The following is a 14,923-nucleotide window of genomic DNA, read 5'->3' on the forward strand; positions in this document are numbered from 1 at the left end:
ACCATCCCTTTGATTGCGCTGAAATTGCTCAGGATGGCAGCATCTTGACTTTTAATTCCAGCGCCTGTCGCCAAAGCAGAACCATTTATCTTATTAATAGATATTTCCCATTCCTATTATTCATTAAATTTATTAATAAACCTAAACTAACGATTAAATCCGTTTGGTTATTTCCTTGTGTTAGACTCCGCTGCCAAAAAATGAAGTATGATTTTTGCAGAAGTGATTCTTTTAATTAATAAGGAAATTTATGCTGTCACAGGCAAGAAATGGATCCCAGTCCAAAGATGATTTATTTATATACAGATTGAAAAACAAACAACTTGCTCAACTCACCAGCACGAAAAAAAAGTTAAGCCATACTTATGAGTTTCAGGGAAAGTTGGTACACGATCGCAATTTCAACAATATAGAGAAAACGGTTCAGGAATCCTGGGCTGCTGCCGTTATTCTCAGGAATGCCTCTGTTTTTGGTGAGACGATTTATATTCTTTGCGCTAAGTTTGCGAAGATCTGGTTAAAAAATAACGGCTCTGAAGCATTTAACTTTTTTGCAAAGGAAGTTGTAGAAAATGTAGATGCTACTGGCCAGTTTGCAAGGGTATTTAATAAGGATATTACTTCTATCCTTATGTCATCAGAATATTCAGCAGAAATTTTCGCCAAAAAAATACTGCTCGTTAAGGCTATGGGTGAATTTATCATCAATCATGCCATTAATGATGCGGGGAAATATGCATTTCTGTTTAAAGATAATGTTCCGCCGGTAGTAAAAATAGTGCAAAGAAACAGGCCTGACAGTCTGTTCACCGTGAGGGGACGCAGCGGCGTGATGTCGAATACCTATCGTGAAGATATCGGTATTCTTGACAAAGACGTCTTCAGCCAGCTTGATCCGAAACTGCAAAAAATATTAACCATTAACGGACTGACGAAAAACAGACCGCTTTTTCGTACCCGTATCAGTCATAAACTGGCAGACGGCAGTCCGGCATTTGTGGAACGCATGTTTGATCGTGATAATCCTTTGCTTGCTTCTATCTCCGGCAGCACCGCCTGTTTATTTACGGCGGCAGATGTTCTGGACGATAAACTGAGTCAGTCTCAGCTCGATCAGATAACCCTGTCCGCTATCGCCCTGTTCGTCGGGGGCGGCTATCATTCCGTGCACGAAATCATCAATATCCGTTCACCTCATCTTAATGTTATCGCCAGCATTGAGAGCCAGATGCGGCTCAAAAACCGTGGTGCGGAATTGCAGGAATATGTGGCGGCTTTACATGCCTCCCGCGATCTCCTGAGATAATTTGCCATTCTCCGCTATTTTAACGGCGACACCCTCCCGCGGAGGATGCCGCCGCTTTTATGTCACGCAACAAACAGCCACCCTTTTTGACCCTTATTCCCCCGTTTGATTTCGCTTAAATCGCTTAAGGTGGCAGCATCATGAACCTTTTCTGCCTGCGCGCTGGCGCGGTGCAAAACCACTAAAGGCTATTCAGGCGTGGCAAAATCATTTTTACGCAGTGGCAGTCTCAACGACATCCTTGCGCTGGGCGAAAACGGGCAGCCGGTATACGCATCAGCCCTGCAATTACGGGAAACCTTACGCCTGCGTAAACAACCTGCAATCGCGGATTGTCTGGCTATTCCTCAACTTAATGAGGCCGGTGACCGTCTCGACTGGTATTCCCCTCGCGAAGGCAAAGTGGTTTCCTGGGCAGCTGCAACTGACGCGGCGCGTGCCTCGGCCTTACGGCAGCTCGAAAACTGCCTCGATGTGGTATCGCAAATCAGTAAAGCCGCTAAATCCTCTGAAAAATCAGCCAGTCAGTTTTTTGGTGCGCTGCTGGAAAAAGCCTTTCGGTTTCCGGATCAGAACCACGTTTATCTGGTCGGCGGCCAGCCTGTTCTGACGTTCTGGGGCTTTGTCAGCCTCGACAGCACCGCCAGTGCCGAACCTTTTGCCGCCTTGCGCGACACGCTCAAAGCTGACGAACCGTTGCCTTCACTTTCTCTGGCTGCTGAAAAAGTCAAAACGCCTGAACCGGTTATCGCACCTGAAGCGCCTGTGCGTGTGATAAAAACCATTGAGGCGCGCGCCGCAGAACAGGAGGCCGTCACGCCTGAACCGGTGGCTGCACCGCGCCGTAAAATATCGCCGCTGATCTGGGCACTGCCGGTGGCGGCGCTGGTCGTGGCCGGTTCTGCTGCGGGCTGGTTGTATTCCCGCACCCCTGCGCCGAAAGCAGAGACAGCTCAAACCGAAACCCGGAAACCTGCTCCGGCAGCTGAACCTGCGGTGATCGCCCCGCCACCAGTTGCTGAACCCGCGAAGGCACCGGAAGTGAAAACATCCGAAGTGATAGCCCCGGAAGTAAAAGCATCAGAAATGAAAGCCCCGGAAGCCGTGCCTGCTGCTGTAGTGGTGCCTGCGCCAGAGCCGGTCGCGGAAGTCGAGAAAACGCCGGTGGTAGCAGAACCTGCCCCAGCGCCAGTCAGCAAAAATGCGCTGGTACTTCCGCCGGATGCGGTAAAAATCGGTTCGACGAAATTCCTCAACGGTAACTGGAATGGCATCGTTGAAATCAAAGATCCGGTTACCGGCAAGCCGCCGGTGCTGCGTTATCAGTTCAAACAGGGTCAGGGCACGGTGAAAATTACCTATGGTGCCGGGGTTACCTGTCGCGCGCCGGTTAATGCCGGGCTGATGCAGTCAGGGAATCTGGTGATCAATACCCGTTACAGAGCGAAATGCAGTGACGGCTCCCGATATCAGATGCCGGAAATCAGTTGTACCCAGGGCGCGACTGGCGCTGCCGTGTGTCAGGGCCGTTATAACGGCGACACGGTTTACCCAATGACGATTAAGCGCGAAGGTAAATAAGACCATGCTGGCAACCATTACTGATTTTAAACAAAAGATTACTCTGATCCGGGACAGCGGCATCCAGTTCCTCGACTTCGCGCTTAAGCCGGTCTGGGACCTCGAACTGCCTGCCAAATTTGTGCGTAAAAGTGCCAACGGCCCTCTGTTGCGTCTGGATTATAATCCGCAAAATGGCCGACACTTTTTACCGGCAACCGACGGCGGCGCGCCGGAAGTCGTGCGTCCGGAGTTCAGTTTTCCGCTGGAACAGTCGCTTAAATTGCTCGATCAAATCTGGCTACCGCTGCCTTTCCTGCGCTTTAATCCTCCGCGCACCTTTATGGCAGGCCCGGATAACTGGGCGCGGGTGCAAATCCGTCAGCTGGATACGCCGGAAGCGGACGGCAGCACGCACCGCGTGGTGATTGCTTTTGATACCCGTGTGGTGGAAAGCGATGATGAACAAACTCAGCTCGCCCCGACGCCTGATGATGTGAAAAACGGCATCAGTTTTGCGCTGGCCTGGCATAACGACGAACTGCCGGAATTCCTTGACCAGACCTGGGTTGACGGCTGGCTGCGTGAAGTGTTTACCGAACAATCCGCTATTCGCGAACAGCGTGAGGCACGCAACATCAAAGTTGCCCTGCGCGAGTTTGAATATCAGGCGCACTACCTGAATTTACTGGAAATGCTCGGCAGTCAGCTGGGTATTCCTGAGCTTAAAATCAGCGGTGCCACCTTGCAGGAACCGTCCATTAACGTGGACCTGATTCTGGATGTTGGTAACTCGCATACCTGCGGCATTCTGGTTGAAGATCACGTCGGCGAAACTGACGGTCTGAAGCAGACCAGCGAACTGCAACTGCGCGACCTTTCTCAGCCACATTTTCTCTATAACGAACTGTTCGAAAGCCGCGTGGAATTTGCTCAGGCGCGCTTCGGCAAACCTAACTTTTCTGCCGAAAGTGGCCGGGATGATGCGTTTATCTGGCCGTCGATTTTGCGTGCCGGTCGCGAAGCCAGTCGTCTGGCTTTACTGCGCGAAGGTACCGAAGGATCAACCGGAATTTCCAGCCCGCGCCGCTATCTGTGGGATGAAGACAGTTATACGCCGGGCTGGCGTTTCAGTCAGGGCGGGCACGGCGCGATCGCTGAACCGGTCGCGGCGGCCATGCCGCTGACGTTTCTGATTAACGATGAAGGCCAGCCGCTGTCTGATTTGCCCGTTGACGATCGTCTTCCGGTGTTTTCGGCGCACTACAGTCGCAGTTCGGTGATGACGCTGATGTTGTCCGAACTTCTGGCACAGGCGCTGATGCAAATCAACAGCCCGGCTCAGCGAACCAAAATGCTGCGATCTTCCGCCCCGCGTCAGTTACGCAATATCATTCTTACTCTGCCTTCGGCGATGCCTAAACCGGAGCGCGAAATCTTCCGCCGCCGTATGCAGGAAGCGATTGGTCTGGTGTGGAAATCGATGGGCTGGCATCCGTCTGATGACGGTTTTAAACATCCGGCTGACAAGGCGAAAAGCCTGATGCCGGTGCCGGATGTGCAGATGGAATGGGACGAAGCCACCTGCGGCCAGATGGTGTATCTGTATAACGAAACGCAGGTGAATTTCGGCGGACATACCGGTGAATTTTTTGCCAGCATGGCGCGTCCTGACCGCGAACTGGCGGATGACGAACCGGTTGGCAAAACCCTGCGCATCGCCTCCATTGATATCGGTGGCGGCACTACCGATCTGGCGATTACCCAATACTGGCTGGATGACGGTATGGGGAATAACGTCAAAATTACCCCGCGTCTGCTGTTCCGCGAAGGCTTCAAAGTGGCGGGCGACGATATTCTGCTCGACGTCATTCAGCTCTACATTTTGCCAGCGCTTCATGCGGCACTGAAAAAGGCCGGTCTGGCGAATCCTGACGGGCTGATGACGCGTCTGTTCGGCAGCGAAGGTCGCATGGACGGGCACGCAACGCTGCGCCAGCAAAGCACGTTGCAAATTTTCATTCCGCTGGCCCATGCGGTGCTGGAAGTGTATGAACGTTTTGACCCGCTGGACACCCACGCGGAAATTGACGCACCGTTTGGTGAGTTGCTGGAACAGCCACCGACGCAAAAAGTGCTTGATTATCTTCATACGGAAATCCAGCGCGTGCTGCCTGCCGGTTCCGCGGTCTTTGATATTTTGCAGACACCGCTGGTGCTCAAGCTCAGCAAGCTGCACGGTGAATTTTTATCAAACCGGATGAGTATTACTCAGAATCTGCGTTCACTGTGTGAAGTGGTGTCGTTGCATGATTGCGATGTCCTGCTGCTGACCGGCCGCCCTTCGCGCTTCCCGGGGATTCAGGCGTTGTTCCGTCACCTGCAACCGCTGCCGATTAACCGCATGTTATCGCTCGACGGTTATCACACCAGCGGCTGGTATCCGTTTAATAAACTCGGTCGCATCGATAACCCGAAATCTACCGCCGCCGTGGGCGCAATGCTGTGTCTGCTGGCGCTGGATCTGCGTCTGCCGGGCTTCTATTTCAAAGCCGGTGATTTCCAGCCTTATTCGACCGTACGTTATCTGGGCATGCTCGATGGCAATCAGGCGCTGACCGACGAGAACGTCTGTTACAGCGATATTGACCTCGATGCCCATGATTACAAACTCGACAGCGCGGCCAGTTTCCGTATTCGTGGTGCCATTTGTCTGGGCTTCCGTCAGCTGGAAAATGACCGCTGGCCTGCGTCACCGCTGTATACCCTGTCAATTGCCGAACCTGAACTGGCGCGTAAAGTGGCCGGTGACAGCGTGCTGCGGGTGAAAATGGCGGTGAAAAAAGGCGAAGATCACCCGACGCCTGAATTTTTTGATATAGCCAGCGCAGTGCTGGATAACGGCACCAAAGTGCCCGTTCATCATCTGCGTCTGCGGCTAAATACACTGGGCGAAAGCCATTACTGGATCGACAGTGGGAGCGTATTCGTCTCATGACAACACGCACAACAGCAACAATCCCGGCACAGGCAGTGACTACAAATGTGCTGCAACGTCAGTTTGCCGCCGCGTCTGACACCATCGGTGACGCGCTGAACTGGGTGGAACACACCCGCGCTCAGGCACCGCGTTTAGATCTTGAAGCTGACCGGCTGAATTTGCAGCTAAAACGCTGCCGCGATAAAGCGCAGCGTCTGGCACTGGCCTGCGAACTGCCGCCCGCGCTGGGCTTTTACGGTCATTCTCAGGCGGGAAAATCCTATCTGATCTGCTCGCTGGCAGCGGGGAATTATGGCCGGCTGGAAACCCGTCTGGGCGGCGTCACGCTGGATTATCTGACGCAAATTAATCCGGGCAACCGCACTGCACGCCTTGCCACCCGCTTCACCCGTCAGTCTGATGTGCGCGACCGGGCTTTCCCGGTACGCGTGTTGTTACTGAATGAGCCAGATCTGGCCCGCATTGTTATCCGCGCCTTCCAGCCGGACAGTCATTATCACGTGCCGGATACGCAGCAGATCACCGAGCATCTGAATAAGCTGATGATGCATCGCCAGCCGGAGCCGGTTGAAGGCTTCAGCAGCGAGCAGATGATGGGATTATGGGATTCTATGATTCGGCTGGATGCCCGTCGTTTTCGCCACCTCAATGCGCACTTCTGGCCGGTCGCGGTAAATCTCGCGCCGTATCTGAATGTCGATGACCGTGCGCGTTTGTTTTCCATACTGTGGGACAACGTGCCCGCGCTGACCACGGCTTACCGTCATTACGCGCATACGCTGCAACATCTGGGCGGCGCAAAAAGTCTGCTGGCTCCGCTCAGCGTGCTGGTTGATGACGCGATGCAACCGGCTGATGGGATTTTCAGTCAGTCTCCGGCCTTTGACATTGAGATTTCCGTCTGCCCCGAAGTTGAAGGTACGAGCACAGCACCGGTGACGTTGTCACTTGAAGAGCTGACCTTGCTGGCCGCAGAAGTGCAAATCCCCCTGCTTTCGCCGCCACGCGAAGCGTTATTCGAACAGTTTGATTTACTGGATTTACCGGGCTACGGCAGCGCTGAAAACGATGAAAGTGACGATGATGGCGGTGATGATATCAGCCCGTTGTTTCGTGCCAAAGTTGCTTATCTGCCGGAACGTTACACCGACCGCCATGAGATGAATATGCTGATGGTTTGCACCGCTGCGGATAAACGCGATGATGTGGTCGCTGTGGGCCGGACGCTTGAGCACTGGGTGAAAGAGATGCACGGCGAAAACACACAGGTGCGCAGTCGCCGCAAACCGGGGCTGGTGTGGGTGCTGACCCCGTTCGACCGGCGGATGACGCAGTCTGTGCATTTCGACGAGGCCGTCCAGCGTCATGTCGGCAATCCGGGCGATGCCTGGGGCGCGCTGCTGGCGATGGACGAGCGGGGTCTGCAACGCATGGCGGATTATCTGGTGGCTGAAATTCGTCCTGATGTGCGTCTCAACCGTCTGAGTGAATTGCGTGATGAACTGCATCGTGAACTGGCGGATAACCTGCTGGGTCGCTGGTATCAGGAAGGCGAAGCGGCTGACCCGTTGCAGAAACAGCGCACGGTACAAACAGTGATTAAAGCGCTGCAAACCCGCACCGGTGTTCATGGCGAACTCCTGGAAAAGCTGTTGCCTGGCCGCGACGAGCTGCACCGTATTTATCTGGAACATACCGGCCAGCCAGTGGATTCCGGCGCTCAGGATCAAAACGGTGCAGAGAGTTTTGGTATTGGCATTGATATTGATCTGTTCGCTGAACAACAGGACGCGCCAGTCTGGCAGGCTAAACCGGATGACGGCACCGCCTTTGCCCGTCAGGTACAGCGTTACTGGATCAACCATCTGCGCAGCCTGCCGGAAAACGAACCCTTGATCGCCTTGCTTGGCGTGGCGAAACCGACGGTTGAATTGCTGATGGAAGAGCTGATCACCGCCAGTTTCCGACTTAATATGGGCGAAGCGCTGGTGCGGTCTCTGGGCAGCACATTACCGGCGGGCGCGCGTGAACATGATCATCATGCCGACCGGCAGGTTTCCCGTGCGCTGACCGTGCTGGGTGATTTTGTGGCGTGGCTGGGTTTTGAAAAACAACCGGAAGCTGAGCGTCCGGAAAGCCGTATTAACAAAGGCCACAAGATTTTCGCCAAACCGAAGAAAAGCGTCGCCAGCTGGAAGTCATCCCAGCGCCTGACTAAATTATCGGCTACCCCGACCAATTCCACCGCGTTTTATATCTACGACTGGCTGGTGGGTTTGCAGGAAAGCATCATGCGTAATGCAGGTTACGCAGCGGGCGGTGAAATCCCGGCAACGCAACGCGACAGTCTGGCGCGGTTGCTGAAGGTGTTGAGAGTCGTAAGCTGAAAAAAACCGGGACACCAGCGTGGTGTTCCGGGTTTTGGTATTAATTCTCACCTTAAGTGGGCTGCCAGGCGTTCTTCTGCAAACCAACTGAAAGCACAAAATTCTATGACGAGGGAGTAAGCGCAGAGTGATCGACTGCTGCAAAAGCGCAATCTGAGTTACACAAAATGCCGGTAAGGCGACTATAAGTATGGGGTCAGGAAATTTCATTCACTGCTCTGAGCGTTCGCAAAGAGCCGAAAAGGAGTCCATATGACTGATATCGCTAAGTTACTCGGTAAAGAAGCTGATTCACTGCTGCAGCATCAATGTTCCACTATCACCGCCGATCAGCTTTATCTTCCCGGCAGCGATTTTGTTGACCGTGTAATGATCGACAATAACCGCTCTCCCCGCGTGCTTACCGCAATGCAAAACTTGTATAACACCGGACGCTTAGCCAAAACGGGTTATCTGTCCATTTTGCCGGTGGATCAGGGCGTCGAGCACTCCGCAGGCGCTTCCTTTGCCGCGAATCCCCTCTACTTCGATCCTAAAAATATTGTCGAACTGGCAATTGAAGCCGGCTGTAACTGTGTGGCATCCACATACGGTGTCTTAGCGTCAGTTTCACGCCGCTATGCCCACAAAATTCCGTTCCTGGTTAAGCTGAATCATAACGAAACCCTGAGCTATCCGACGCAATACGACCAGACGCTGTATGCCAGCGTGGAACAGGCATTCAATCTTGGTGCACAGGCAGTCGGTGCGACGATTTATTTTGGCTCGGAACAATCTCGCCGCCAGATTGAAGAAATTTCAGCCGCTTTCGAGCGTGCGCATGAACTGGGAATGGTCACTGTTTTGTGGGCGTATCTGCGTAATCCGGCGTTTGTGAAAGACGGCAAGGATTATCATTCCAGCGCCGATTTGACCGGACAAGCCAACCATCTGGCTGCGACCATTGGCGCGGATATCGTGAAACAGAAAATGGCGGAAAATAACGGCGGCTATACAGCGGTGAAATTCGGTTATACCGATGAGCGTGTGTATTCCAAACTCACCACCGATCACCCCATCGATCTGGTACGTTATCAGCTGGCTAACTGTTATATGGGGCGTGCTGGTTTAATTAATTCCGGCGGCGCGGCCGGTGAAAATGATATCCAGGAATCGGTCCGTACGGCAGTTATCAATAAACGTGCGGGTGGCATGGGCCTGATTCTGGGACGGAAGGCCTTTAAGAAATCTATGAAAGAAGGCGTTTCTCTGATAAACGCTGTACAGGATGTTTATCTGGATAAGAAAGTCACTATTGCCTGATGCTATTTTAGCAATGTAAGTTTAGAAGTATAAGTTTAGTAATATATGCATGCTGGCCGGAAGGTTTCTTCCGGCTTTTTTAGGCATCATCTCAGAATATTTTGTTTTTAATTAATTTCAGACAACTGAGTAATTCCGAATCCGATAGCAGATTGAATTTAGCCATGATTTTTCTTTTATGCACGCTGACGGACTTCTCTGCTATCTGCAATTTTTTGGCAATATGCCCCACATCATTACCCGCGTGGATCAGCGTTGCAACTCTGGCCTCTTTTGCAGACAACTCTGGTTGCTTGCAGTTGGCACAATCACGTGGCAACTGGTCAGGAATACCGGTCGTGTGGTTCGCCCAGCCGCTGATCACCCGTTTTCTGATATGTTCAAGAGAGCTCTTACGGTTAATAAAAATAATGTTAGTAATACACAACGGCAGGTCTGTGACGAACGGCACTGTCCGGCAGTCGTACACGGCAATAATCAAACTGTGCGGAGTGCGTTGCTGAAATAGTGGCTGGCAAATAGTACTTTCGCCAGCGCTGAATCTTTTAACGATAATGTTCGCAGCAGGAATGTTTTCTTCAGTCAGATCAGATATCTGTACAGGGATTTTCTTTTCCAGAGAAAATATCTGCGTAAGGAAATTCTCCATACCATAACGATATGCTGCATTCGGATCATCAAAAATAATATTTAACATGACGGGCTTCAGCTTATTAAGATAATAAATAGCGCCTGTTATCCTCTTGCAGGCTTGCGGCTGATATTACTCAGTTACGGGCAGTGCTCAACACTTTTCGAGTCTACTTTTACACCATAAAAACTGTTGATTTTAAAATTCCCCTGTTCAATGAGTGAATTGTATCTTACGGATACTCCTTTTCTGTAATAACCTCGGATAAAGATAATCCCATGAGGGGTGGTTAATGACTCGCTTCGCCAGCCGCTTAATCTGATTAAACAAAATTCAAAAATTTTATCGGAACATCAAAGCAGTAACGCTAGAATGTTCACTATATTTTCTGCATTCAGCCGATCAAAATTCTCACGGTTGTTTCTCCGACTGTCTCAGGGGGCATACGGATGTTGATAGGGATAGATTTAGGTACTTCAAACTGTGCTGTTTCGATATGGCAGGACGGTCAGTCTCTGCTGGTTCCCAATGTCTATGGAAAAAATCTGACCCCTTCGGTGGTCGGGATAGACGATGACGGGCATATGCTGGTGGGGGCCCCCGCACATGCACGCTTATTTACTCATCCGGAACTTACCCTCGCCAGTTTTAAACGTTTCATGGGAACGGATCATTCATTCCGACTGGGTAACCAGCATTTTCGTGCTGAAGAACTGTCCGCCCTGCTTCTGCGTAGCCTGAAAGCAGACGTGGAACAGCACTGTGGCTGCAAGTGTGACCGCGCCATCATCACCGTCCCTGCTTACTTCAACGATGTACAGCGTAACGCGGTCAGGGCTGCGGGTGAACTCGCAGGGCTGCATGTTGAACGTTTGCTCAACGAGCCGACCGCCGCATCGCTGGCTTACGGACTGGCAAATCAGCAGGAACATAAATTTCTGGTGTTTGACCTGGGCGGCGGCACTTTTGATGTCTCGATCATCGATATGTTTGAAGGCGTGATCGAAGTCCGCGCCAGCAGCGGCGATGTCTTCCTTGGCGGTGATGATTTCACGCGCAGTCTTGCCAGCTGGATGTTGAACCAATATCCCCGTCTGGATAAAGAAAATACCGCATTGTTCGGACAATTACTGACACTGTCTGAAAAAGCCAAGTGCCAGCTGACGACTGAAGAGAGCACCACGCTGCAATACCAGTGGCAGGGTGAAACTCTTAGCTGGAACCTCACTACCGACATTCTGTTGCAGTGCTGCGAAAGCACGCTGGAGCGGATGAAAAAGCCGGTTATGCAGGCACTGCGTGATGCCAGATTCTCGGCCGATGAAATGGATCACATCGTGCTGGTTGGTGGTGCCACGAGGATGCCGCTGGTACGTCAGGCGGTAGCTCGTCTGTTCGGGCGCTTCCCACGCGGTGAGTTGCAACCCGATGAAGCCATTGCAATCGGGGCCGGTATTCAGGCCGGACTGGTGCTTCAGGATCAGGCACTCGACGATATTGTTCTCACTGACGTGATGCCATTTACACTCGGTATCGCTACTTCGCGTCGCAAGGGCGAAGGTTATGAAGATGGCCATTTCCTGCCGCTGATCGAGCGCAACAGTTTTGTGCCAGTGAGCCGGGTCGAAACCATCATGACGGTGTTTGACCAACAGAAACATCTGGATATCTGCGTTTATCAGGGAGAGTCCCGGCTTGTTTCCGATAACGTACTGCTCGGCATGCTCAGAGTTGATGTTCCTCCTCTCCCTGCCGGTGAGGCCAGCGCTGACGTCCGTTTCACTTACACTCTGGATGGTATTCTGGAGGTGGAGTGCAAGATCAACAGAACGGGCCTGAGCGAAAAACTGGTCATAGAAAAAGCGCCGGGCAGCCTGACACCCGAGCAAATAACTGAAAGCTTGCGAAAACTCGATGCCATCAAACAGCATCCGCGTGAACAACTGGTTAACCGGCAACTGGTGGCCGAAGCGAATGCGTATTATGAGCAGAGCCTTGGTGAACAGCGACAGTATATTGCCGATCACCTGTACCATTTTGAACGAATTCTTGATACGCAGGATGCCCGCCAGATCGCTGCAGCGCGCAAGGAAATCGAGGAACTGATCGCGTATCTGCGCAGGGAATGGGAGTAAACGGATGGGCATCTGGTCAGTCTTAGACATCGAACCTACTGATGATCTGAGCATTATCAAACGCGCTTACGCCCGGAAATTGAAAACCACGCGGCCAGATCAAGATCCGGTAGGCTATCAGCGGCTGAGGGAGGCGTTCGAGCAGGCGAAGGATATTTCCTATTCAGGGGATTTAAATCCTCCCCAAGACCGTGCTTTCATCGACGTGGTGAAGGCTGAATACAATGAGCCGGTTTCACAACAGCAGGTCCTCAATCAGGTCGATGAAATTGTGACTTTGCTGCTAGCCGATGTCCCCGCCGGTTTTGAAAGGCTGTACACCTGTTTGTTTGACGGTCCGCTTGAAAATATTCACGCCCGCGAAATGTTCAGCCATTTTTTGGCAGAAGAATTGGGTAAACGTAAAGGCGTTACCCGTTCAATGTTAATCAATGTGGCTGCCATGATGGGATGGGAAATCGAGAATTTCAGACCTGAAGGGATTTCAGCGGACCAGTTATGGGCGATTTACGCGCAGACGGAGAACACAGAGGCTTCGCAATACTGGGACTCCCTCGTAAATAAACCCGAGAAGTCCATGCAGGAACATGAACGATTTGAGCTTTTGAGCGTTGAGGGCAAAAAGCTGCCTTTTATGGCAAGGTTAATTCCCGGTTATGTCGGCAAGCTACGCCAGACTGTAGAGGAAATCAGCGCGTACCATCCTGTCTTGCTGGAGCGAGTAAATCCTCAGCTGCTTAAAACATTATCCGGACTGCGTTTAGAACTGGGCTGGAGTACAGCATTTTTTATCGTGTTCTGGGGAATGGCGATCGCTATTGGAATTCGCCACGACGAACATCCGCTGCGCGATATGTCGATTATTATTTGCGTTCTCCTTGTCTGTACGTGGTGTAAAAGCGAGCTACAGCGCAAATTCAGACATTCTCAGCACGTTGTGGCGATATACGAAACTCTGCTTTCGCTTCTCATTTTAGGTGTGTTTGCTAAAATTTTCAGCGGCCTTTATGGGCAACTGCATTTTATGTACGACGACCCGGGCCGTGGTTCTGCACTTTTTGGCATGCTTACCACTTTCGTACTTTTCCTCATATGGGCAATTTGTCCGCGATACTGGCGCTGGTACAACCTTATCAGCAATAGCCTGACCGCATTTGTCACATTCCCCTGGCAGCAGGCAAAAAAGACGGGGGTGATATGGCGCATTGTCATTTGTGCCGTGATGTTATTCCTCTATTCGTGGCTAGTGACCTGGGCGGTGGCATGAACAATCCACACATCTGGTCAGTCTTAGACATCGAACCTACTGATGATCTGAGCATTATCAAACGCGCTTACGCCCGGAAATTGAAAACCACGCGGCCAGATCAAGATCCGGAAGGCTATCAGCGGCTGAGGGAGGCGTTCGAGCAGGCGAAGGGTTATGCGGCGCGCTCTTTGCGGAGTGACGTTGTCACGGAGATTGTCGATGAATCCCCTTCTTTCACCTTACCGACGCCGGTTCACATTGAGCCTTTAAAAGAGCTCACGCCAGATATTGATGATGCGCTGGAGCAGGAATTAGAGGCGTTAAAGCCGGTGACAGAAATCATTGATGTCATGATGGACGATGAAACCGAAGGCCTGAGCCTGCTGAAATCCGCGCTATCCGGCGGGCTTTTACAAAATCTGCGTCTGCGGGAAGTATTCAGTCAGGAACTGGCTGCGCAACTGAGTGAGCGCGAGGGACTGAATTCGGCCCTGCTTATTCGTGTTTCAGAGGTCATGGGTTGGGATATTGATCATTATCAGCCGGAAGGTATTTCCCCATACCGGCTGGCGGCACTTCAGCATCAGGTTGAAATGACCGGTGCAAACTATTACTGGTCGCACATGGAACGGGAGTATCAGAATTCAGCGCTTAACCGTTTGCGCCTGAGACTTCTGACCGTTGAAGGCGCTACGTTGCCGTGGTGGGCCAGACTGGTGCCAGATTTTATGACATCGCTGCACGACAAGCTCAGAGACATCAGGACTTATTATCCTGCACTGTTGCCGCGTTTAAATTCAGTTTTACTGAAAACGTTGTCTGAAACCCGAGTGGTTTTGCGCTGGGGAACGGTATTTCTGACGGGCTTCTGGCTGTTGCTCATCATGCTGGCGACACGCGAACATCCGGATCCCTGGCGGTCACGTATCATACTCATTGCCATCATTGGCTTGTATATTCACGGCTACAGTTTTCTTGAACAAAAACTCCGTAAGTGGCCGCGAATATTATGTGGCACGGTGTGCGCGTTCTCGCTGCTGTCGGTCGGTATTATCGTGAAGATAATGTTGGGCTTTTTCACGATGTTTAAGCCTGAAACGGGAAACCTGGCTATGGCCGTCACCAACTACGCGGTACTCAGTGCCAGCAGTTGTTGCGTGCTATGGATGATGGCGCCAAAACACTGGAAGTGGTATGGCGTTCCACTAAACTCGATGATTATTTTAGTGATTTTCCCCTGGGAGTGTATGAAAAAAGCCTCAGGAGTGGTGGGTGTTGTAGCCTTCATTTTGCTGCTGGCAATGTATTCCCTGCTGATCGCTTTCGGCTTCCGTTAGTTATTGCGGGCGGGC

At 51.8% G+C, this 14,923-nt stretch carries 9 protein-coding genes; 8 read left to right on the top strand and 1 reads right to left on the bottom strand.

What is annotated here, in order from left to right; translation table 11 throughout:
• Window positions 1-250 precede the first annotated feature (250 nt).
• The 5 genes from CKQ54_RS23865 to fbaB all read left to right on the top strand — a co-directional run bounded on the left by CKQ54_RS23865 (window position 251) and on the right by fbaB (window position 9,556).
• The gene (locus tag CKQ54_RS23865; protein WP_120163585.1) at window positions 251-1,306 is read left to right on the top strand and encodes a hypothetical protein; all 1,056 of its coding nucleotides are present in this window, start codon (window positions 251-253) and stop codon (window positions 1,304-1,306) included.
• A 198-nt stretch (window positions 1,307-1,504) separates the two neighbouring features.
• Window positions 1,505-2,887: an SrfA family protein gene (locus CKQ54_RS23870; protein ID WP_120163584.1), complete on the top strand. Its 1,383-nt coding sequence runs from the start codon at window positions 1,505-1,507 to the stop codon at window positions 2,885-2,887.
• 4 nt (window positions 2,888-2,891) lie between these two features.
• Window positions 2,892-5,864 carry a virulence factor SrfB gene (locus CKQ54_RS23875; RefSeq protein ID WP_120163583.1) on the top strand — a complete coding sequence of 991 codons (2,973 nt, stop codon included), beginning with the start codon at window positions 2,892-2,894 and terminating at the stop codon, window positions 5,862-5,864.
• The gene (locus CKQ54_RS23880; RefSeq protein ID WP_120163582.1) at window positions 5,861-8,254 is read left to right on the top strand and encodes a virulence factor SrfC family protein; all 2,394 of its coding nucleotides are present in this window, start codon (window positions 5,861-5,863) and stop codon (window positions 8,252-8,254) included. Before CKQ54_RS23875 ends, CKQ54_RS23880 begins: the two co-directional genes overlap by 4 nt.
• A 252-nt stretch (window positions 8,255-8,506) precedes the next feature.
• Window positions 8,507-9,556 (top strand): class I fructose-bisphosphate aldolase, encoded by a 1,050-nt coding sequence (gene fbaB / locus CKQ54_RS23885; RefSeq protein ID WP_120163581.1) that lies wholly within the window; start codon window positions 8,507-8,509, stop codon window positions 9,554-9,556.
• Window positions 9,557-9,647: 91 nt separating this feature from the next.
• Here the strand turns inward: fbaB and CKQ54_RS23890 are convergent, their stop codons facing one another.
• A complete protein-coding gene (locus CKQ54_RS23890) occupies window positions 9,648-10,253 on the bottom strand; it encodes a helix-turn-helix domain-containing protein (RefSeq protein ID WP_113878166.1) in 606 nt (201 codons plus the stop codon).
• A 383-nt stretch (window positions 10,254-10,636) separates the two neighbouring features.
• Here CKQ54_RS23890 and CKQ54_RS23895 point away from each other — a divergent pair, with 383 nt between their 5' ends.
• From CKQ54_RS23895 to CKQ54_RS23905, 3 genes are read left to right on the top strand one after another with little or no spacing between them, the layout of a single operon-like run.
• Complete coding sequence (locus tag CKQ54_RS23895; protein WP_120163580.1) at window positions 10,637-12,322, top strand: Hsp70 family protein; 1,686 nt, start codon at window positions 10,637-10,639, stop codon at window positions 12,320-12,322.
• Between the two features lie 4 nt (window positions 12,323-12,326).
• Window positions 12,327-13,589: a hypothetical protein gene (locus CKQ54_RS25695; RefSeq protein ID WP_208644645.1), complete on the top strand. Its 1,263-nt coding sequence runs from the start codon at window positions 12,327-12,329 to the stop codon at window positions 13,587-13,589.
• Window positions 13,586-14,908, top strand: coding sequence for a hypothetical protein (locus CKQ54_RS23905; protein ID WP_120163579.1), 1,323 nt, complete (start codon window positions 13,586-13,588; stop codon window positions 14,906-14,908). Before CKQ54_RS25695 ends, CKQ54_RS23905 begins: the two co-directional genes overlap by 4 nt.
• The last annotated feature ends 15 nt before the right edge of the window (window positions 14,909-14,923 follow it).

This window comes from Rahnella variigena, assembly GCF_003610915.1.
Taxonomy (GTDB): domain Bacteria; phylum Pseudomonadota; class Gammaproteobacteria; order Enterobacterales; family Enterobacteriaceae; genus Rahnella; species Rahnella variigena.

Coding starts and splice junctions, on each gene's coding strand:
- CKQ54_RS23895 (WP_120163580.1), top strand. CDS start 10,637: ATGTTGATAGGGATAGATTTAGGTACTTCAAACTGTGCTGTTTCGATA.
- CKQ54_RS23905 (WP_120163579.1), top strand. CDS start 13,586: ATGAACAATCCACACATCTGGTCAGTCTTAGACATCGAACCTACTGAT.
- CKQ54_RS25695 (WP_208644645.1), top strand. CDS start 12,327: ATGGGCATCTGGTCAGTCTTAGACATCGAACCTACTGATGATCTGAGC.
- CKQ54_RS23875 (WP_120163583.1), top strand. CDS start 2,892: ATGCTGGCAACCATTACTGATTTTAAACAAAAGATTACTCTGATCCGG.
- CKQ54_RS23890 (WP_113878166.1), bottom strand. CDS start 10,253: ATGTTAAATATTATTTTTGATGATCCGAATGCAGCATATCGTTATGGT.
- CKQ54_RS23865 (WP_120163585.1), top strand. CDS start 251: ATGCTGTCACAGGCAAGAAATGGATCCCAGTCCAAAGATGATTTATTT.
- fbaB (WP_120163581.1), top strand. CDS start 8,507: ATGACTGATATCGCTAAGTTACTCGGTAAAGAAGCTGATTCACTGCTG.
- CKQ54_RS23880 (WP_120163582.1), top strand. CDS start 5,861: ATGACAACACGCACAACAGCAACAATCCCGGCACAGGCAGTGACTACA.